The organism is Collinsella sp. TM05-37, from assembly GCF_003436455.1.
Classification (GTDB): Bacteria; Actinomycetota; Coriobacteriia; order Coriobacteriales; family Coriobacteriaceae; genus Collinsella.
In genome coordinates this window covers 34,208-54,317 of record NZ_QSPN01000003.1, presented here as the reverse complement: position 1 = coordinate 54,317, position 20,110 = coordinate 34,208, and the positions used below count along the sequence as shown (strand labels likewise).

Genomic DNA, 20,110 nt, shown 5'->3' with positions numbered 1-20,110 from the left:
CATGGCCAACAACAGCGACGGGTCCGCCGTCTACGAGGTGAAGGTCGGGGAGGACGACTATATCGACGGCCTCGACGTGACGGAGAGCGACGGTAGCATCACCACCTACCTGTTCCGCCCGGCAAACTACGACGAAGTCGAGGCGGCGCGAAAGAGGGCCGAGAGCGCCGCGTTGCTGGCGAGCAGCGCCGCAGGCACCGCAAAGACTCAGGCATATGACGCCAACGTCGCCGCCGGAGCTGCCAGAACGGCCGCCGCGAAGTGCTCGACTGCCACCGAGAACGCCAACGCCGCCGTTCAGAAGGCGAATGCCGCGAACGATACCGCAAGCGCCTCGACTGCGCTGGCGAGCAATGCGGCCGCCGCGGCCAACGGCGCGGCGTCTCATGCCGAGGCCGCCGCGAACCAGGCGCTGCAGATCGCGAACTCGGTGGCGCAGGGCGCCGGCGGCGAATCCGATATCGCGGAGCTGCGCCGTCAGAACGGCCAGCTCGCGACGATGCTCGCCGACGCGACGGGGAAGTTCATCTACATGGACGGGACCGTCTACTGCCCGGCATCCAAGGCGTCGGTGTCCGGCGACACGGTGTCGTTCGGCGGCACGTGCTCGGTCTCGGGCAGCACGGTAACCCTTGCCTAAGGAGGATAAATGGCAAATGCAAAGACACTGGTCGTCGGCGGCCAGTCGCTCAACGTCATCGACGATACCGCGCGCAGCAACGCGCAGACGGCGCTCAACAACGCCGAGTACAACCGCCAGGGCCAAATCGGCAAGTACGGCGGGCAGAACATCGCCACCATCTTGGCGGGAGAGATCGGCAGCGGCAGCGTGTACGACGCGCTGCACAAGCGAGCGGCGGTCGGCAACTTCGCGGGCCTTCGCGTCGGGGACTACATCGACGTGCCCCTCGTGAGCGCATCCGCCGTCGCGGCCCAGCAGTCCGTGCGCTTCCTGCTGGCCCACATCGACCCGTATCTTTATTGCGGCGACAACAGCAAGGGCCACCACATCGCCTTCGTGGCCTCCGCGCCCATCGCCGTGGCCAAGACCGTGACCGGCGTTGCCAACGACAGCTTCCTGATGTGGAACACGACCAACACGAACCAGGGCACCGCCGACCAGAAATGCCCCTACCCCAACAGCAACCTCAAGGCGTGGGAGACGGCCTTCGAGGCGTGCCTGCCCGAGAGCCTGACCAAGTACCTGCTGACCCAGCGCGTCCTGCTTGAGGAGCGTTACAGCGCCAGCGGCGCGCTCAACGACTCCAACTCGTGGAGCTGGCAGGATATCGGCAAGGTGTTCTCGCTGTCCGAGATGGAGGTGTACGGCTGCCCGGTGTGGGGCACCAAGGGCTACAGCGTCGGCTTCGACTGCCAGTTCGACCTGTTCCGCGACACGGCGCACCGTCTCAACGGAAATCGGTACCATTGGTGGCTGCGTTCCGTCATGGGTGGCTCGTCGTCCAACGTGTGCTGCGTCACCAACAACGGCATTGCCCACTACTCCTCCGCGACGTACGTCTGGGTTCGCCCCCGCCCCGGCTTCCTCGTCGGCTAGCCAGCCGAGTGCTCTATACTCTGCTTTTAGGCGACCGCCTTGCGCGGTCGCCTCTCGCCCGCGAAGCGGGCCGGTTTTTTCGCCAGTTTCCCCAGGAGGTGCACGTGAGCGGCGTCTACCAGCGAAACCGCGAGGTTTCAGAGTACAAGTTCTTCACGCAGGCCATCGCCATCCGCGTGGAGGTCAACAAGCTGATGGCCTCCTCCTCGGTGGTGCCCAAGGCGTACCGCCTGCTCAACGCGGTGCCGACCGTCGAGACGGCGCGCAGCATCGTGTACAACGTCAACCGCGCCGACTGCTTCTACCCAAACAGCTCGTTCAACGCGCTGGAGCGCAAGCGGTACCTGACGCTGGCCATAGCCGACTGCGAGCAGCTGATGCTCGACATGCAGTGTCTCATGGACATTGGGCTGCCCGTGAACGCGAACCGCTTCGAGCAGCTGGCGAACATGGTCGAGGAGGAGATAAGGCTGCTCAAGGGCGCGCGCAAGAACGTGCGCGTGACCGGGAAGAAATCGACCGAGGAGCGCATAGCGGAGGCCGAGGCCGAGCTTGAGCGCCTTCGTTCGCTATAATGGGCGGCGGTCGCGCCTTGTATATCGGTACAATTGGTGGCTGCGTTCCGTCATGGGTGGCTCGTCGTCCAACGTGTGCTACGTCAACAACAACGGCAATGCCAACTACAACTCCGCGACGAACGTCTGGGTTCGCCCCCGCCCCGGATTCCCTTATTGCCAGACCGAGTAGGCCCCAGAGCCGAAAGCAGAGCGCGGAGAGGAAGGAAGGCGCGACCGTCGGGCATGCGCCCGTAAATACGCACCCCGCGAGGGTGGCCGGACGCTGCTTGCATGGCGCGGCGCTCCGTGGCTTCGCCGCGTTTCATGGCCATACCTCAAGCGGCTGCCAGAGCCACACTGAGAGCCGTGCGGGGTGCCTTCTGTGAATTCCGAACAAAGGCGGGCGGCGCGCCGAAAGCGCCGCGAGGAGAAGCGCGCGAGGGCCAAGGCCGAGCGCGTGAAGGCGTGCACGCTTGAGTCCGTGGCCGACCTCAACAGCCTGTGCAGGGCGTCGAAGCAGGCTGCGCGCGGCGTGATGTGGAAGTCGTCGACGCAGCGGTACATGAAGGACTACCTGCGAAACGCCGTCAAGTCACGCCGCGACCTACTGGAGGGCCGCGACATATGCCGAGGCTTCATCCGCTTCGACCTGTGGGAGCGCGGCAAGCTGCGCCACATCAGCGCCGTGCACTTCCCAGAGCGAGTGATTCAGAAGTCGCTTTCTCAGAACGCCCTCGTACCCGCGATAGTCCCGACACTCATAACGGCCAACTCCGCCAACATCAAGGGGCGCGGCACCGACTACGCCCTGAAGCTGCTCAAGCGCCACCTGGCCGACCACTGGCGGCGGCACAGGCGCGAGGGATACATCCTTTTGGGCGACTTCTCAGATTACTTCGCCCGCATAGCCCACGCGCCCGTCAAGCGGCAAGTGGCCGACGCGCTGCTGGACCCGCGAGTGGTCGCCCTCGAGCACCGCCTGATAGACGTCCAGGGCGAGGTGGGCCTGGGTCTGGGCAGCGAGCCGAACCAGATATGCGCGGTGGCGCACCCCAACCGCATCGACCACTACGTGGTCGAGATGCTGCGCCCCGAGGCCTACGGGCGCTATATGGACGACTTCTACCTGATCCACGAGAGCAAGGAGTACCTGCAGGTGTGCCTGCTGCTGATAGGGCGCAAGTGCGCCGAGCTGGGCATAGAGCTGAACCCGCGCAAGACGCGCGTGGTGAAGCTGTCGCGCGGGTTCACGTGGCTGAAGAAGCGCATCTTCTACACGGAGACGGGCCGCATAGTCGTGAAGCCGTGCCGAGACTCCATAACGCGGGAGCGCCGCAAGCTCAAGAAGATGGCCCGCATGGTCGCCGATGGCATCATGACCCCCGAGCAGGTTGAGCGGAGCTACCAGAACTGGCGCGGCGGCATGAAGCGGCTGGACGCGCACCGCAGCGTGCGGGCCATGGACGCGCTGTACCGCAGCCTGTTCGAAAATCTCGCGCGGGAGGGGGGGTGCTCAATGCAGGCCAACCCGAGGGACGATTCAAGCGGAGGCAAGCCCTCGCAATAGCGGAGAACCGGCAACTCAAAGCAGCGGCCTAAGCGAAGCGGCCGCGAAATAACAGAAGCATCGAAGGCGTGCCGCGGCGCGCCTTCTTTCTTTGCGCCCATCGAAGCGGCCCGGCAATCTCACGGCGCCAATACGATGGCGACACATTCCCCGACAAGAGAGGAGTCCGCATGGACACTGAGGAAGACATGCCGCGCCCCAACGAGCTTCAAGACGGCACCATGGCCAAGGTCAACGCCCTGCGCGATCTGCTGTCGCAGATCGGCGACCCCGACGCGGCGCACGACGCGGGCGTTATCGACGATGACGAGTACGTTGAGCGGAAGGCGCGAAAGCTCGCCTACACCGCGGCCGTCGCCGCCTACGGAAAGGGTGAGGCCCCGGACGTGGACAAGCTGCTTGAGCAGATGCGCGAGAAGGTCGCCGAGCCCAGCCAAACCGAGACCAACACGGCAAACATCGACTACCTGATGATGACGGTCGGGGGTGAACAGTAATGGCGGTACGCGTCAAGGCTGCAACCACGGTGGCGCACTCGAAGAACTATGACAAGGTGAGGCGCTACTACGAGCGCGGCCTCTGGACCAAGGCCATGGTGCATCGAGCCGTGGACTGCAAGTGGATCACATGCGACGAATATGAGGAGATCGTCGGAGAAGAGTACGCGGAGGAGGTTTAGGGTGCCGGCGCTGAGCATCGGGGAGGCAACGTCGGTCCTCTCGGCCGCCGTTGTGATTGTCACGTTCTTCATCGGGCGCGTCTCCGTATCCAAAACATCGTCTGCCAAGGAGCAGCGGACCGAAGACAAGCTCGACAGCCTTTGCGGCGACACGAGCGAGATCAAGGACGGCGTCAAGGAGATCAACCGCAAGCTCGACGACCACGGCGAGCGCCTCACGAAAGTCGAGCAACAGGTCATCACCTTGTTCAACCGGCTCGACCGCGTCGAGAAGAATTACGACCTGCATCACGGTATCGGCGGGTCAGATTAGGAGCTGAAAAATGAAAATCAACTGGGCCCTTCGCTTCAAGAATAAGCAGACGCTCGCGGCATTGGCCGCCACCGTAATCAGCGCAGCCTATCAGGTGCTCGGAATCCTCGGAGTCGTGGCGCCTATCTCTCAGGGGTCGCTCATCCAGCTCGTCGGAATCATCCTGACCGTTCTCGCCGGCTTCGGCGTGATCGTCGATCCGACCACCAAGGGCGCGTCGGACTCGAAGCGTGCCATGTCGTACAGCGAGCCCCATGCCGCATATGACGCCAAGGCGGTTGAGTAGGCCATGGCCATCACACAGCGCGAGGCCTTCGCGCAGGTCATGGAACACCTCGTCTCCCATGATGGGGGCGGCGGTCACGGATACTCGCAGGCCAACCGCATGGGGGACGGAACGACCGAGACGATTTGTCTGTCCGACGGCACCACCGTCACTATTGCCGGTGGCGATCGCGACTGTTCCTCGGCCGTAGTGACCGCCCTCCGCGCGGTCGGCGTCAATACCTTCGGAGCCTCGTATACCGGAAACATGCGGGAGCAGCTGCTCAAGACGGGTCTTTTCGGCTGGCGTAAGATGGGCGTCAAGTCCGCCCAGCGTGGAGACATCTACCTCAACGAGAAGTGCCACACCGCCGTGTGCGTCTCTCCCTATGGATCAGCTCGCGGCGACCTCTTGGCCCAATTCTCCATTTCTGAAAAGGGGACCGTCACCGGCACCAAGGGCGACCAGACCGGGCGCGAGTCCAACATCAAGGCGTACTACAGCTACCCATGGGACGGCACGCTCTACTGGCTTGGCGACGGCAAGACACTGAATGGGTCAAATACGGAAGTCGCGGACAATACGGTCCCGAGCCTCGGAGACACGCGATATTTCGGCCCGAAGATGGCCAAGGAGCTGCAACGCCAGCTCGGCACGACTGCCGATGGCGTGATCTCCGGTCAATGGCCGGCGAATGAGCGATACCTTTGGGCATGCGACCGCGGCGTAATCGAGTACGTCAAGGGCGGGGTTGGCTCGAATGCCGTCCGCGCCCTGCAGGACAAGGTCGGATGCAAAGTCTATCCCGTGGTCGGCGGTGTTCAGGCGCGACAGATGGGTTCGGGAACGGTCTTCAAACACCAGCAGTGGCTTATCGCTCAAGGTATCTCGTGCGGATCATCGGGTGCGGACGGATACCAGGGCCGCGACACCAACGTCGCCATCGGCCAAGCGCTCGTCAAGCAACTCTATCGATAGGTGTGCATATGAATCCGTTTGATATCTGTTTTATTGTCGGCGCTGCTGCAGGACTGCTGACCGGTCTTCTCGGATGGGCAATCGTGCGCGTCGGCAGCCAAAAAGACTTTAGAAATTGATAGATGCAGCCCCTCCCCGGCATGAACTGACGGGGAGGGGCTTTATGCATTGCCGGGTATCCGTCAATATCCGTTCTGCAATGCAGTTTCAGTGCGGTGAGAGAGTGTGGAAACATAACTACCTGCGATTTTGCTGCTACAAGGCACTCCATAACATCACGTTCAAGACTCTTAATCCCAAGGTCCAGGGTTCGACCCCCTGACGGCCCACCAAAGATTGTTAAGACGGTCAACTTCGGTTGGCCGTCTTTTTTATTAACCTCTCATGAGGCTGAACCCGTAAGGGCACAGACGCTTTACAAGTCGAGCCTGCCCTGGGGGTCGGTGAATCCGTCTGTACCCTCCTTGAGCTTTTTCTCGTCTGCTTTCACGCGACGTTCGAGCTTCTTTGTATCTTCGGCAGGCGGTAGGTTCTCGGGTACAATTCCGCGGTCGATGAGGCTGCCACGCACGCTTGTGTTGTTCTCGACGTGCTCTTGCTTGATCTTGTCCAGACCGTACAGGTCGTGTTCCTCGGCGTTGAAGGCCGTCATCGAGTTCGTAAGGTCCTTTGCTTTGATGAGGACATCGGCTAACCTGTCCGCCAATGCCGCGCTCTTGGGTATGCCGAGCTGCTGCTTCATTTCCGCCGTGCTTCTGCCGCCGAATAACGCTTCATCGCCCTTCGACTTGATGATCGCGAATCCTTTGGAGTCCACGCCGCGTTTGAATGCAATACCCGAGAGCTGTTTCTCTGAATCGGATAGCGAGTGGCGCGCCTGTAAGCGCTGAATCTCTGCGAAGCGCTGCTCTATGAGCTCTTGGCGGCGCGTCTGCACGGCAAAGTATGCTTGGGCGAGTGCAATCTCTGGCTTGTTTGAATCTCCGTTCTGGGCGATTAAATAGCATGCATAGCGCGTAAGCTTGTAGTCTTTAACCGCACGAGCGGCGACACCGGCAGTTACCATTTTCGTGGTGTCACGAAAATGGGAATCAACTGGAGTTTTATTTGTTTCGCACGAGACTTTTGCCCTCTTAACAACTTCGGCGAAGTTCTCCCATCGAGTGTATCCCATGGGTTCCATTAAATCGCGTGCGAGCCAATACTCAACGCCGTCTTCCACATTGGCGTAGCTATCAAGTTTGACACGCCACTTCTCGATATCTCTACTGTCCATATCTCCTCCTCGCTGGTCTATTGTCTATGCAGGCTTTGCACGCTCTGTATTCGGAATAAGGATACGCTGCCGTGCGGACACGAATGGGCCCCGTGCCACTTCGAGCTCACGGGGCCCATAGATATCGATTAGTTGTGTTCTGCTTTAGATAGGTGTCCAGTTTAATTCGCTCGATAGTGCGAGCCCAGGCTTTCGGTTCGGTTGCGCATGGCTTTGACCATTTCCTGTGCTAGTTGAATCTGCGACTGTATGCGGGCGAGCGCAGCGATTTCGCTGTCGTTGGCATGCGGCTTATTTAGAGCTGTGGCATCATCTTGAATGTTTTCAAGCTCGTGTAGTGCCTCGGATAGGCCTGTTTCGGTCCTGTTGATCATGCAATAGGTGCTCATCGTGTGCCTTAGGCTGTGTGTCAGGCGTTCGGCATCTGTTGCGGCTATGCCGTACTGGGGGAGGGCGATATCCGCCTTCAGGGCTGTCTCGGGCTCTTTCTGTGCTGCTTGGGCTGCCGATGCGCCTGCGATGCGCCCGAACACGATGCCGTTGGCGCTTGACAAGCCACCAATGCGGTCGGCGCCGTGCATGCCGCCTGTCGCCTCGCCGCAAGCGTAGAGGCCCTCAACGCCCGTTTGCGCGGTCTTATCGATCTTGATGCCGCCGTTAGCGGCGTGGGCATACATCGCAACGCGCATCTCGTCAGTCGGGGCGATGCCGTGCTCGTCTTGCAGCCAGGTGGCAAAGGTCTGCACAAACTCTGGGACATCCTCGCGGGGAAAGTCGTAGTGGAGTGCCAGGCCTTCGACACCTGCCTGATCGATGACGAGATCGATGGCGCTGGAAGCCAGGCGCGAAGTGAAGGGACCGTATCCGGAGCGTTGCTCAAGCAGGTCGTCCAGCTTGTCGTCGGCAATATCTACCGGCTGGTCTACATGTACGTAGCGCCAGGTTTTCTCGTTGAAGACCAGGTTGCGCTTGGGCTCGATGAAACCGGGCATCATCTGCATGAACTCTATATTAGTAAGTGTTGCGCCGTGCGCCAGCGCGATGGCCTGCGAGGAGCTGAGCACATCAGCCGACGTAAGGCTGCGCTCGAACAGGCCGCCTGTGCCACCGGTTGCGATGATCGTGGCCTTGGCAGCAAAGGGCACGATTCGATTTTCGGTGAGGTCGTAGAGCACGGTTCCGGTTATTCTACCGTTCGTGTCCTCAACAAGGTCGATAAGCTCATAGCGGGGGAGCAGGCGAATGCCGAGTGACTCGATTCGGGTCGTCAGAGCGTCCTCAAGGGGCTTGCGGGTGAGGCCGCGCCACATGCGCGTCTTGTGGTCAAAGCAGGGGATAAACTGCTTTTGCTGGGCGCTCTCGGCATTTTGTGGGCGTTGAAGTTCAACACCCAGATCCCGTTCGAGCCATGTAATTGCCTGGGGAATGCCGCGGACAAACGTCTGGACAAGCTCGGGGTCGGCGACGCCGCCACCAACGGTCTGGATGGTGTCGATGAGGTCTTGTTCGTCGTCTTCGTTAACGGGTCCGATAAGCCCCAGGCCCCAGGTTCCGGGGAAGAAGCTCGATCCACTCATAGTCTTGCCGGCGCTTGCCACAGTGACGGTTGCACCCGTGCGTGCCGCTTCGATGGCGGCGCAAAGTCCCGCAATGCCAGATCCAATTACCAGTACATCAGTCGATTCCATCGGATTCCTTTCTCGTCCGGCGCATTGTCGCACGGGTGATCGGCAATGGGGCCGCAAAGACTCGGCAAATCGGTAAAGGGCACATATGGCAGGTGGGCGTCATGGGCGTTCTGATGCTCCATTTCATCACATCTCGTATATCGCCCCAACTGATATATTGGCGTTAGCCACCCTGCAGCAGCGCAAACAAAAAGAGCCGCTACCTCGAAAGGTAGCGGCTCCAAAGCTCAACTATATGAGCATCGCACGGGCGCGATTAGGCCTTGAGGGCCTCCTCGACGGCGACAGCGCAGGCGACGGTGGCACCGACCATGGGGTTGTTGCCCATGCCGATGAGACCCATCATGTCGACGTGCGCAGGCACGGAGGAAGAACCGGCGAACTGGGCGTCGGAGTGCATGCGGCCCATGGTGTCGGTCATGCCGTAAGAGGCAGGGCCGGCGCCCATGTTGTCCGGGTGCAGGGTACGGCCAGTGCCGCCACCAGAAGCGACGGAGAAGTACTTCTTGCCAGCCTCGAGGCGCTCCTTCTTGTAGGTGCCAGCGACGGGGTGCTGGAAGCGCGTGGGGTTGGTGGAGTTACCGGTGATCGAGATGTCGACGTTCTCGTGCCACATGATGGCAACGCCCTCGCGGACGTCGTCGGAGCCGTAGCAGTTAACGGCAGCGCGGGGACCATCGGAGTAAGGGATGGTCTCGACGACCTTGAGCTCGCCCGTGTAGTAGTCGAACTGGGTCTTCACGTAGGTGAAGCCGTTGATGCGGGCGATGATCTGGGCGGCGTCCTTGCCCAGACCGTTCAGGATAACGCGCAGCGGCTTCTTGCGAGCCTTGTTGGCGTTCAGAGCCAGGCCGATAGCACCCTCAGCGGCAGCGAAGGACTCGTGGCCGGCCAGGAAGGCGAAACACTCGGTGTCGTCGGAGAGCAGCATAGCGCCCAGGTTGCCGTGGCCCAGACCGACCTTGCGGTCCTCGGCGACGGAGCCGGGAACGGTGAAGGCCTGGATGCCCTCGCCGATGATGGCGGCAGCCTCAGAAGCAGTCTTGGCGCCACGCTTGACAGCGAGAGCGCAGCCGAGGGTGTAGGCCCACTCGGCGTTCTGGAAGGCGATGGACTGGGTGTTGTTGACGATCTCACGCGGGTTGAAGCCCTTGTCGGTGCAGATCTGCAGAGCTTCCTCGAGGGAGGCGATGTCGTTGTCGGCGAGGCACTTGTTGATCTTGTCAGCGCGGCGCTCGTAACCTTCGAACGTAACAGTCATAGTTATTTCCCTCCCTTTCTACTCGTGAACCGGGAACACGCTGGCGACGGAGTGAGTCTCCTCGTCGGTGCGCGGGTCGATGTACTTGGCAGCGTTCTCCCACTGACCATAGTGGCCCATAGCGCCAGCGATGGCCTCCTCGGGGGTCTTGCCGGCCTTGACGGCGTCGGTGAACTTGCCGAGGTTCAGGAACTCGAAAGCGATGATCTCGTTCTTGTCGTTGAGAGCCATGCGGGTGACGTAGCCCTGAGCGAGCTCGAGGTAACGAGCGCCCTTGGCCTTGGTGCCGAACATGGTGCCGACCTGAGAGCGAAGGCCCTTGCCGAGGTCGTCGAGGGAGGCGCCCACGGGCAGGCCGCCCTCGGAGAACGCGGTCTGGCTGCGGCCGTAAACGATCTGCAGGAAGATCTCGCGCATAGCAACGTTGATGGCGTCGCAGACGAGGTCGGTGTTGAGGGCCTCGAGGATGGTCTTACCGGGAAGGATCTCGGAAGCCATGGCAGCAGAGTGGGTCATGCCCGAGCAGCCGATGGTCTCAACGAGGGCCTCCTCGATGATGCCGTCCTTGACGTTCAGCGTGAGCTTGCAGGCGCCCTGCTGAGGTGCGCACCAACCCACACCGTGCGTAAGACCGGAGATGTCGGAAATCTCCTTAGCCTGGACCCACTTGCCCTCCTCGGGGATGGGTGCGGGGCCGTGGTATGCACCCTTGGCAACGGGGCACATGTTCTCCACTTCCTGTGAGTACTGCATGCCTCTCCTCTCTATCGTGTTGGCGTCCCGTCTGGGGGTCGTGGCTGGCGATTGCCGGGCGACCCTTCGAAAGGGACATGACATGCAGCCCCTATAATACCGCGAAATGCACGGAATATTCGGCGAACGGCTCAGTTTTCGTAGCGAGAAGTCCGGAAGTTTTAATTGAAACGGTTTAACTATATGTTCTGTGGTCGCGAATTTCCGTAGAGGGGGTTCGTCTTGGGCAAGCTTTTGGTCAGCTCTTGTATGCGTTGCGGGGTCTGACCTGTTGCAACGGTGCCGTTCGCCGCCCGTTTACTGCCTTTGGCCGCGCGAGTGTATTGTTTTGCGTGAATGTTTTGATGGCACGCTTCAATCGTGCTGTATTGGATGGCAATCAGATCCCGGCGAAGGGAGCGCCATGCAGCGCGTTTGGAGAACGGTTACCGGCTTTTACCATGTCTGTGCCCGCGGTGTGGGCAAGCAGCTCATCTTTGAGGGCGATGAAGACCGGTGGGAGTTTTTGGAGCTGATGCGTGATTGCTGCCGCGAGGCGGGCGTGACGGTTGTAGCCTGGTGCCTTATGGGCAATCACGTGCATTTGGTGTTTGCAGATTACGAGGACGCGATGAGCGCGGCGATGCACCGGCTGCTTTTGACGTACGCGCGGCGGTTCAATAAACGCACGGGGCGCACGGGCCATCTGTTCCAGAACCGTTTTGACCGGCGCTCGCTCGATACCGACCGTTATCTGATGGCTGCCATTCGCTATGTTCACGCTAATCCGCAGGAGGCGGGTATCGCCCTGATCGAGCGTTATCCCTGGAGCAGCTTTGCCGAGTATCTTCGAGCGTATGACAACGATATGACGAGGGGATTTTCGGATCCTTCTTGTGTGCTTGAGCTCTTTGAGTCTGCCAAGGGGTTTCTGGATTATTCTCTGTCGATGCCCGATGGTTCCGATCCGGTGATTCACGATATGGATGAGACGGAGTGGGAGCGGCGTGCGTTTGCCGACAAGATGGCGAAGCGCCTGGGTGTGCCGCTCAACGAACTCAAGACCGTAGCGCCCTCGCGGCGAGACGGAATCATTTTCGCTCTGCACGATGGCGGCTACACGGTGCGCGAGATCGAACGGTATACGGGAATCAGCAAGAGTACCGTCTCTCGTATCGTGCGCGCTTATGCGCAGGTAAAGGCTCAGGCTGAGGGCTCGGAATAGAAAATGGCCGAACCACTCTTGTCAAGCGATTCGGCCAATAAAATTCTTAAGATTTGGGACAAATACTACTGATTATTTTGTCCCGTGAGCATGCCGTCGAGGGTGCGCCAGGCGAGCTCGGCGCATTTGACGCGGGCGGGCATGTGCGAGATGTCCTGGAGCTGGGCGGCTTCGTCCAGGTCTTCCAGGTCCTCCTCGGAGAGCTTCTCGCCGCGGATCATGGCGAGGAAGAGCTCTGCCAGGTGGCGAGCTTCCTCGACGGTCTCGCCGGTGATGAGGTCGGCCATGATGTCGGCACTGGCCTGGCTGATGGCGCAGCCGTGACCGGTAAAGGAGGCCTCCTCGATCACGTTGTTCTCGACACGCAGCTGCAAGGTGAGCTCGTCTCCGCAGCTAGGGTTGATGCCGTCGTGCTCGTGCGTGGGAGCATCCATCTCGTACTTATAGTCGGGGTGCGAGTTGTGCTCCATAAATGTGGTGGAGGTGTACAGATTACCCATTGAACGTGCTCCAAACGTGATGCAGGCCGGCGATGAACTTGTCGATGTCGGCCTTGTCGTTGTAGAAGGCTACGCTGGCGCGGCAGCAGGCAAGGTTCTCGACGCCCAGCCAGGTGAGCAGCGGCTGCGCGCAGTGGTGACCGGCGCGGATGCAGACGCCGTCCATGTCCATGATGCTCGCGACATCGTGCGGGTGGATGCCCTTGACATTAAAGCTCACGACGCCGTGGTGGTTATCCCAATAGATTGAGCCGATGATCTGGACAAAGTCGAGCTGCATGAGCTCGCCCATCAGGTAGTGGACGAGTGCCTGCTCGCGTGCCTGGATGTTTTCGTAGCCCACCGTGTTGACGAGGTAGTCGAGGGCGGCGCCTGTGGCGAAGATGCCGGCGGCGTCCTGCGTGCCGGCCTCGAACTTCTCGGGGACGGGAGCCCAGACGGCGTCCTGCTCAGTAACCGAGTCGATCATCTCACCGCCGGTAAGCATGGGCGGCATGGCGTTGAGCAGATCCATCTTGCCCCACAGCACGCCGATGCCCATGGGGCCCATGGCCTTGTGCGCGCTAAAGGCAAAGAAGTCGGCGCCCAGATCGGCCACATTGACTGGCATGTGCGGCAGCGACTGTGCGCCGTCGACGACCAGATAGCCGCCGTACTTGTGCACGAGCTTGCCGAGGTTCTTGACCGGATTCTCGACGCCCAGGACGTTAGAGACCTGACCCACGGCCAGGATCTTGGTCTTGGGGCCCACCTTGGCCAGAACCTCCTCGGTCGTGAGCTGGCCGGTCTTGGTGGGGTAGAGGTAGACGAGCTTGGCACCGGTCTCGCGGCAGACCTGCTGCCACGGAATCAGGTTGGAGTGGTGCTCCATGATGGTGATGACGACCTCGTCGCCCGGCTCGAGGACTGTGGGTGCAAAGCTCTTGGCGACCAGGTTGAGCGACTCGCTCGTGTTGCGGGTGAAGACGACTTCGTTGGCCTGGGGGGCGCCGATGAGGTCGGCGATCTGTTGGCGGACCTTCGCGATGGCGTCGGTGGCCTCGACGGACAGCGAGTACAGGCCGCGCAGGGGGTTGGCGTTCATGCGCTGGTAGAAATCGCGCTCGGCGTCGAGCACGCAGGCGGGACGCTGCGCGGTGGCGGCACTATCGAGGAAGGCGATCTCGGGATGCTGCTGGAACAGCGGGAACTGTGCCTTGTAGGGGTTGGTCTCGATGTCTACGGTAGGCCAGCCGCGCGAGGCCTCGTCGCTGGCGTCGAGCTCCATGGGCTCGGGGGCGGTACAGGTGTCGCATTTAACGTGCTCGGTGTCGATCATGCGAGCTCCTCTTCAAAGTTGTCGATCAGGTTGTTGCCCAAGCGGACGACGGCGGCGCGGGTACGCTCGTCGGTGGCGGAAAGCGCGGCGTCTTCCAGCTTGGCGCGGATGAACAGGTCCTCGGCGGCGTTTTGGTCAAGGCCGCGGCAGGCGAGGTAGAACAGCTGCTCGTCGCGGACGTGACCGATGGTGGCGCCGTGGTTGCCGGCGACGTCGTCCTCGTCGCAGAGGATGACGGGGACGGTCTTGTTGTCGACGCCCTTGTTGGCCAAAAGCACCGTCTCGCGCTCGGTGCCGGTTGCACCCTTGCAGCCGTGCACGAGGTCGATGGTGCCGCGGTAGACCTTCTTGGACGTGCCGGTCAGCACGCCGTTGGCGTCGATCTCGCACTCGGTCTTGCGACCGCGGTGGCGCAGCTCGTAGTTAAAGTCGCGCACCTGCTCGCAGGCGCCCAGGTAATCGGTATCGATGGTGACCTTGGCGGTATCGCCCAGCAGGTCGCCGGCAAGGCCGGTGGCGCTGGCGCCGGCACCCAGGACAGTGTGCTGCACGTTGACGCGCGCGCCCTCGTCTAGGAACAGGCCGGTGTCGTCGAGTGCGATCCAGCTGTCGTCGAGTGTCTGCGTGCAGGTCACGTTGACGGTGGCGTACTCGTGGGCGCACACACGCAGCACGGAGCCCACGACGCCCTCGCCGGCAACGGGGGAGTCCAGGGCTAGGGCGAGGTCGAGCGTTGCCTGCGGGCGGGCGACGACGTCGATGGCGGCAATCGCAGCCGCTGCGTCGACGCCACTCACGCGCACGGTAACGGCGGCGTGCTGGTAGGCGGGAACATCGATGACGATGCGCTTGGTGGCGTGCTCGGTCAGATACGCATAGGCGGCCTCGCCCATGCCGGTCTCGAAGGCCTCGGCAGGGGAGAGCTCCTCCTCGAGCTTGATGGCGCCGGCCTGGTAAACAGAGGTGGCGGGCACGTCGAGCTCGGTCTCGGGCGTGATGCGGGCACGGTCGGCAGCGTCGCCGGGGGCGGAGGCGCGGCGCTCGGGGAAGCGCTCGGCCATGGCGTCCATGGCGGCGTCGAAGGCGTCGGCCGAGCCGGCAAGCTGCTCGTCCAAGCCCTCGACCTCAACGGCCTCGGCGGGGGCGGCGGCAAGTTCGTCCGAAAGCTCGAGCTTGGTCTGGTTCATCTTGAGCCAGCCCCAAGTTGCGGCCGGCATCGCATTAACCTGCTCGAGCGTGGTCGCAGCGGTGTTCGTGGTCTGTTTCATTATCCGATCGCTCCTTCCATCTCGAGCTTGATCAGGTTGTTCATCTCGACGGCGTACTCAAGCGGCAGCTCCTTGGAGACCGGGTTGGCAAAGCCGTTGACGATCATGGTGCGGGCCTCTTCCTCCGAGATACCGCGGCTCATCAGGTAGAACACCTTGTCGTCGCCGATGCGGCCGATGGTGGCCTCGTGGCCGATGTCGACGTTCTTGGCGCGGATGTCCATAGCGGGGATGGTATCGGAGCGGCTCTGGTCGTCGAGCATCAGCGACTGGCAGCTCACGGTTGCCTTGGAACCCTCGGCCTTGGGTGTCGCCACAATAGAGCTGCGGAACGTCTGGATGCCGCCGCTCTTGGAGATGCCCTTGGTCTCGACGGTCGCCGAGGTCTCGGGGGCGTTGAGCACGACCTTGCAGCCGGTGTCGAGATTCTGCCCGGCGCCGGCAAAGGTGATGCCGGTAAAGCTCGAGCGAGCGCGGCGGCCGTTGAGCACGCTCATGGGGTAGAGGTAGCCCACGTGGCTGCCGAAGGAGCCACTGATCCACTCGATGTCGCCGTCCTCGTCCACGCGCGCACGCTTGGTGTTGAGGTTGTACATGTTCTTGGACCAGTTCTCGATAGTTGAGTAGCGCAGGTGCGCACGCTTGCCCACAAAGAGCTCGACGGCGCCGGCGTGGAGGTTGGCCACGTTGTACTTGGGCGCGGAGCAACCCTCGATAAAGTGCAGGTCGGCATCGTCCTCGACGATGATGAGCGTGTGCTCAAACTGGCCGGCGCCCTTGGCGTTAAGGCGGAAGTAGCTCTGCAGCGGGAAGTCGAGCTTGGTGCCCTTGGGCACGTAGACAAACGAGCCGCCCGACCATACGGCGCCGTGCAGGGCCGCAAACTTGTGGTCGGTGGGCGGGATGAGCGTCATAAACTTCTCGTGGATGAGCGGCTCCCACTGCGGGTCGTGCAGGGCCTCCTCGATGCCGGAGTAGACGATGCCCATCTTGGACGCCGTATCCTGCATGTTGTGGTAGACGAGCTCGGAGTCGTACTGCGCGCCGACGCCCGCCAGGTAGCTGCGCTCGGCGTCGGGGATGCCCAAGCGCTCAAAGGTGTTCTTGATGTCGTCGGGCACCGACTCCCAGTCGTGCTTTTGGTCGGTGTTGGGCTTGACGTAGGTGACGATGTTGTCCATGTCCAGGCCCTCGATGGAGGGGCCCCACGTCGGGTCAGGGAAGCGGTTGAAGATCTCGAGGGACTTGAGGCGCAGGTCGAGCATCCACTGCGGCTCGTCCTTCTTGGCGCTGATCTCGCGCACGATGTCGGGCGTGATGCCGGCGTCGAGGCGCTCGAATCCCTCCTCGCCATAGGTGAAGTCGTAGAGGCTGCGGTCGATGTCCGCGACCTCGGTGCGGTTCTTGGTCATTGCGTCGCCCCTTTACGCCTGCTGCCCGGCAGCGGCGGCTTCGGCCTGGGCGCGCTGCTCGGCGGCCTCGCGCTCGAAGGTCTCAAAGCCGTTCTTGTCGATCCAGGGGATGAGCGAGGCGTCGTCCTCGCGCACGATATGACCCTTGACCATAACGTGGACGCGGTCGACATCCAAGTGCTCCAGGATGCGCGTGTTGTGCGTGATGATGAGCATGGAGCCGTCGCAGCTCTTGCGGTAGGCGTCCATGCCGTGGCTGACGGTGGAAAGCGCGTCGACGTCCAGGCCTGAGTCGGTCTCGTCGAGGATGGCGAGCTTGGGCTGCAGCAGCAGAAGCTGGAGCATCTCGACCTTCTTCTTCTCGCCGCCCGAGAAGCCCACGCCCAGCTCGCGGTTGAGATAGGCGGTATCCATGTTGAGCTCGGCCGCGAGCTCCTTGACGCGGCGGCGGAACTCCTTGCCCTTCATCTCCAGACCGGGGCGGCCGGCGATGCTGGCGCGCAAAAAGCTCGACAGCGGCACGCCCGGGATCTCGACCGGGGCCTGAAAGCTCAGGAACAGGCCGGCACGCGAGCGCTTGTCGGTGGTGAGCCCGGTGATGTACTGGCCGTCAAAGATGATGCGGCCGTCGTTGACGGTGTAGACGGGGTCGCCCATGACCAGGTGACCAAGGGTGGACTTACCCGCGCCGTTGGGGCCCATCAGCACGTGGGTCTCGCCGGCGGCGACGTTGAGGTTGACGTTGTGGAGGATGGTCTTCTCGTCCACGGAGGCAGTCAGACCTTCGATGGAAAGCAGCGGATTTGCGCTCATGCTGTCCCTCTCTGTATATGGTGTACTCATAGGTGTACTAAACCCTAGGAATCTTCTCGGAATAAAGTTACTATGGGTTCGGCGTTAGTCAAGGGAAAACCCGACTAATCCACTCGACTTTTCAAATTCTGGGACAAAATAACCTGTTGTGTTTGTCCCACTTACTTAAGATTTGGGACAAACAAACCTGGTTATGTTGTCCCAGATGCGATGGGAGGGTAGGTATGCTCATTTCTTCTAAGGGCCGCTATGCCCTCCGACTGATGATCTATATCGCAGCGCTGGGCGACGCCGAGGGCAAGATCGCTTTGCGCGAGGTCGCCGACCGCGAGCGTATCTCGCAAAAGTATCTGGAGCAGCTGGTTCGTCCGCTCATGAAGGCGGGCCTACTTAAGAGCGTGCGCGGCAAGGGCGGCGGCTACATGATGGCCAAGGACCCGGCCGAGGTGCGTGCCGGCGACATCCTGCGCGCCGTCGAGGGCAGCACGGCTCCGGTGGCGTGCGATGGCATCGACAACAGCTGCGCTCGCAGCGATCTCTGCTCGACCGTCAAATTCTGGCGCGGTCTGGACGACGTGATCGAAAAGTACGTCGACGGCGTGTCGTTGGCCGACCTTGCCGCCGTCCCAGAGATCAACTTTGACATTAAGCTGTAGGTTGAGCGCAATTCCTTAAGATTTCGCGGAGGGTTGTTGCCGTTTACCGAGGGGTTGTTGTGCAACAACGGGCGAGCTGCAATACTTATTTCTATCTTTGCAAACTGCACTTTAACTACACCAATGCAGGGAGGATCTTATGCAGCCCAAGCATTCTGCGATTGTCGCGGGCCTGACGCTGGCGCTTTCGTTTGGCGCCGTTTCCGTGCCGGCACCCGCCGCTGCCGAGGAGCCCACGCCGGGCGTTGCCTCGGATGCCACCGATATCGATAAGGGTCTCTACACCCAGCAGTCCTTCTCGGGCGTGCTGAGGTCGGTCCAGGGCGTTTCGTTTGTTAACGTGACCCCCGAGATGAAGTACTTTACCAAGTACGAGAGCCATGGCAACTATAACCAGGGCTTTTCGTATGGCGACGGCTATAACGCGCTGGGTTATTACCAGTTCGACCGTCGTTGGTCGCTCATTCCGTTTATGAAGCAGGTCTACAACTACAATCCCGAGAAATACAGCATGCTCAAGGATGCGATTGATCGCGGCAGCGAGATTTCTAACACGAGCAATGCCATGTACGAGAACGCCCAGCTCACTGAGCTGGGCCGTATTGCGCAGGAGGCCTTCCAGGGCGCTTATAACACCGACCCTGCTGAGTTTTCGGCTCTGCAAGATGCCTATGCGTACAACTCGTACTATGCGGTGACCGAGGCGTGGCTCAAGAGCGGCCTAGGTATTGATATTTCGGGCCGTGCCGATTGCGTTAAGGGCATGGTGTGGAGCATTACCAACATGTGCGGCACCGGTGGCTGCAGGGACTTCTTCCGTTGGGCGAATCTCTCCAACGATATGTCCGACCGCGAGTTTGTGACGGCGCTCTTCAATAGCGTGGTCGATAACGTTGCCACCAAGTTTTCGAGCCAGCCCCAGTATCATGAGGGCTGGAAGAACCGCTACCGCAACGAGCTGAAGGACTGCTTGGTTTATATCGCCGAGGACGAGGCCGCTGCCGCTGCGACGCCCGTGCAGCCCGAGCCTACGCCGGCGCCTGATTCGAATGACGACTCGCGTGACGATGCTAACGATGACAGGATGGATGCGCCCTCGACCGATGCTGACGGTGATGGCTCTGCTGGTGGCACTACCAACGACGGCTCCACCTCGAACGGCTCCGTTTCGAACGGCTCTGCTGCGGGCGATTCGTCTTCAAGCTCTGCAGGCAATACGGACAGCGACGCTTCTGGTTCGACCGGTGCTGGCACCTCTAACTCATCCACCGGCTCGAGCGATTCGTCCGTTGGCACCGGCTCTAACAACGGCTCCGGCTCTGACGCAACCCCTGGTTCCGATGCTTCCAAGGATGACTCGAATAAGGCGCCGGACGTTCCCGTTGCTTCGCCGGACAAGAAGCCTTCTTTCTCCGAGCAGCTTGGTTCTACGCTGGGCTCTTCGCTGATGGCTGGCGTCAATAACGGCTCGACCCAGAACAAGGGCAACTCTGATCAGGTTTCCACGGAAAAGATCGAAGCCGCAAAGGGCGACTCCAAGGACAAGGCTTCCGAGAAGACCGAATCCGATAAGGGTTCTAGCTCTGAGGAGAAGAGCGACAAGTCCGAACAGAAGAAGGACGAGGATAAGAAGTCTGAATCTGAGGAGAAGGACAAGAGCAAGGCCGAGGGCGAAAAGAAACAGTCCGAAGACGACGACAAGAGCGGTGCTGACAACCAGGTCCAAGAGCAAAATGACTCCAAAACGGTGACCACCACGACCACGACGACTACAACTACCAAGTCCTCGGGCGGCAACATGCCCAAGACGGGCGACTTGATTGTGATGGCGAGCCTTGCCAGTGCAAGCTTGGCCACACTGGGCGCTACGTCTATCGTAAGTGGTAAGCATAAGCTCGATCAGCAGAAGAAGGCTTCTGGGGAGGACGGCTTGGAGGAGTAATCTTCCAAATCGTTTTCTATAAGAGTTTGGGACGGGGTCCGGTGCGGCGGCATCGGGCCCCTTTTTTGTTGTGCAACGATTTGTTATGCCCCCTCGGGGGTC

22 protein-coding genes are annotated in these 20,110 nt (G+C 61.1%); 13 read left to right on the top strand and 9 right to left on the bottom strand.

Annotated features, from left to right (window positions below; genetic code table 11):
* The first annotated feature begins 1 nt into the window (after position 1).
* The 10 genes from DXD48_RS02825 to DXD48_RS02785 all read left to right on the top strand — a co-directional run bounded on the left by DXD48_RS02825 (position 2) and on the right by DXD48_RS02785 (position 5,917).
* On the top strand, positions 2–640 hold the full coding sequence (locus tag DXD48_RS02825) for a hypothetical protein (protein ID WP_117563913.1): 639 nt from the start codon (positions 2–4) through the stop codon (positions 638–640).
* A 9-nt stretch (positions 641–649) separates the two neighbouring features.
* Positions 650–1,558: a DUF6273 domain-containing protein gene (locus DXD48_RS02820; RefSeq protein WP_117563912.1), complete on the top strand. Its 909-nt coding sequence runs from the start codon at positions 650–652 to the stop codon at positions 1,556–1,558.
* Positions 1,559–1,662: 104 nt separating this feature from the next.
* A complete protein-coding gene (locus DXD48_RS02815; protein WP_233502338.1) occupies positions 1,663–2,133 on the top strand; it encodes a hypothetical protein in 471 nt (156 codons plus the stop codon).
* Positions 2,111–2,305, top strand: coding sequence for a DUF6273 domain-containing protein (locus tag DXD48_RS10365; RefSeq protein WP_370446240.1), 195 nt, complete (start codon positions 2,111–2,113; stop codon positions 2,303–2,305). The genes DXD48_RS02815 and DXD48_RS10365 overlap by 23 nt, the downstream gene beginning before the upstream one ends.
* 192 nt (positions 2,306–2,497) lie before the next feature.
* On the top strand, positions 2,498–3,682 hold the full coding sequence (locus DXD48_RS02810) for an RNA-directed DNA polymerase (protein ID WP_117563911.1): 1,185 nt from the start codon (positions 2,498–2,500) through the stop codon (positions 3,680–3,682).
* A gap of 170 nt (positions 3,683–3,852) precedes the next feature.
* Positions 3,853–4,179: a hypothetical protein gene (locus DXD48_RS02805; RefSeq protein ID WP_117563910.1), complete on the top strand. Its 327-nt coding sequence runs from the start codon at positions 3,853–3,855 to the stop codon at positions 4,177–4,179.
* Positions 4,179–4,361, top strand: coding sequence for an XkdX family protein (locus DXD48_RS02800; RefSeq protein ID WP_117563909.1), 183 nt, complete (start codon positions 4,179–4,181; stop codon positions 4,359–4,361). The genes DXD48_RS02805 and DXD48_RS02800 overlap by 1 nt, the downstream gene beginning before the upstream one ends.
* Position 4,362: 1 nt before the next feature.
* Positions 4,363–4,674 carry a hypothetical protein gene (locus DXD48_RS02795; protein ID WP_117563908.1) on the top strand — a complete coding sequence of 104 codons (312 nt, stop codon included), beginning with the start codon at positions 4,363–4,365 and terminating at the stop codon, positions 4,672–4,674.
* Positions 4,675–4,684: 10 nt separating this feature from the next.
* Positions 4,685–4,960, top strand: coding sequence for a phage holin (locus DXD48_RS02790; RefSeq protein WP_006235548.1), 276 nt, complete (start codon positions 4,685–4,687; stop codon positions 4,958–4,960).
* A gap of 3 nt (positions 4,961–4,963) precedes the next feature.
* Positions 4,964–5,917 (top strand): hypothetical protein, encoded by a 954-nt coding sequence (locus DXD48_RS02785; RefSeq protein WP_006235549.1) that lies wholly within the window; start codon positions 4,964–4,966, stop codon positions 5,915–5,917.
* Between the two features lie 415 nt (positions 5,918–6,332).
* Here the strand turns inward: DXD48_RS02785 and dinD are convergent, their stop codons facing one another.
* The 4 genes from dinD to DXD48_RS02765 all read right to left on the bottom strand — a co-directional run bounded on the left by dinD (position 6,333) and on the right by DXD48_RS02765 (position 10,895).
* Positions 6,333–7,193: a DNA damage-inducible protein D gene (gene dinD, locus DXD48_RS02780; protein WP_089572018.1), complete on the bottom strand. Its 861-nt coding sequence runs from the start codon at positions 7,191–7,193 to the stop codon at positions 6,333–6,335.
* 161 nt (positions 7,194–7,354) lie between these two features.
* On the bottom strand, positions 7,355–8,881 hold the full coding sequence (locus DXD48_RS02775) for an FAD-dependent oxidoreductase (RefSeq protein ID WP_117563907.1): 1,527 nt from the start codon (positions 8,879–8,881) through the stop codon (positions 7,355–7,357).
* A 256-nt stretch (positions 8,882–9,137) separates the two neighbouring features.
* Complete coding sequence (locus DXD48_RS02770) at positions 9,138–10,142, bottom strand: GGGtGRT protein (RefSeq protein WP_117563906.1); 1,005 nt, start codon at positions 10,140–10,142, stop codon at positions 9,138–9,140.
* Between the two features lie 18 nt (positions 10,143–10,160).
* Positions 10,161–10,895, bottom strand: coding sequence for an iron-sulfur cluster assembly scaffold protein (locus DXD48_RS02765; RefSeq protein WP_006235554.1), 735 nt, complete (start codon positions 10,893–10,895; stop codon positions 10,161–10,163).
* A gap of 403 nt (positions 10,896–11,298) precedes the next feature.
* Here DXD48_RS02765 and DXD48_RS02760 point away from each other — a divergent pair, with 403 nt between their 5' ends.
* Complete coding sequence (locus tag DXD48_RS02760; protein WP_117563905.1) at positions 11,299–12,099, top strand: transposase; 801 nt, start codon at positions 11,299–11,301, stop codon at positions 12,097–12,099.
* A 65-nt stretch (positions 12,100–12,164) separates the two neighbouring features.
* On the opposite strand, the gene sufU is transcribed toward DXD48_RS02760, so the two are convergent.
* From sufU to sufC, 5 genes are read right to left on the bottom strand one after another with little or no spacing between them, the layout of a single operon-like run.
* Complete coding sequence (gene sufU / locus DXD48_RS02755) at positions 12,165–12,599, bottom strand: Fe-S cluster assembly sulfur transfer protein SufU (RefSeq protein ID WP_117563904.1); 435 nt, start codon at positions 12,597–12,599, stop codon at positions 12,165–12,167.
* Complete coding sequence (locus DXD48_RS02750) at positions 12,592–13,917, bottom strand: aminotransferase class V-fold PLP-dependent enzyme (protein WP_199407881.1); 1,326 nt, start codon at positions 13,915–13,917, stop codon at positions 12,592–12,594. Before DXD48_RS02750 ends, sufU begins: the two co-directional genes overlap by 8 nt.
* Positions 13,914–15,185 carry a SufD family Fe-S cluster assembly protein gene (locus DXD48_RS02745; RefSeq protein ID WP_117563903.1) on the bottom strand — a complete coding sequence of 424 codons (1,272 nt, stop codon included), beginning with the start codon at positions 15,183–15,185 and terminating at the stop codon, positions 13,914–13,916. Before DXD48_RS02745 ends, DXD48_RS02750 begins: the two co-directional genes overlap by 4 nt.
* On the bottom strand, positions 15,185–16,597 hold the full coding sequence (gene sufB / locus DXD48_RS02740; protein ID WP_055252286.1) for a Fe-S cluster assembly protein SufB: 1,413 nt from the start codon (positions 16,595–16,597) through the stop codon (positions 15,185–15,187). The genes DXD48_RS02745 and sufB overlap by 1 nt, the downstream gene beginning before the upstream one ends.
* Positions 16,598–16,609: 12 nt before the next feature.
* Positions 16,610–17,410 (bottom strand): Fe-S cluster assembly ATPase SufC, encoded by an 801-nt coding sequence (gene sufC, locus DXD48_RS02735; protein ID WP_117563902.1) that lies wholly within the window; start codon positions 17,408–17,410, stop codon positions 16,610–16,612.
* A 224-nt stretch (positions 17,411–17,634) separates the two neighbouring features.
* Between sufC and DXD48_RS02730 the strand changes: the two genes are divergently transcribed.
* Together DXD48_RS02730 and DXD48_RS10070 are read left to right on the top strand one after the other, a co-directional pair.
* Positions 17,635–18,066, top strand: coding sequence for an Rrf2 family transcriptional regulator (locus DXD48_RS02730; protein ID WP_117563901.1), 432 nt, complete (start codon positions 17,635–17,637; stop codon positions 18,064–18,066).
* Between the two features lie 139 nt (positions 18,067–18,205).
* Complete coding sequence (locus DXD48_RS10070; protein WP_158548913.1) at positions 18,206–20,008, top strand: hypothetical protein; 1,803 nt, start codon at positions 18,206–18,208, stop codon at positions 20,006–20,008.
* Positions 20,009–20,110: the final 102 nt, after the last annotated feature.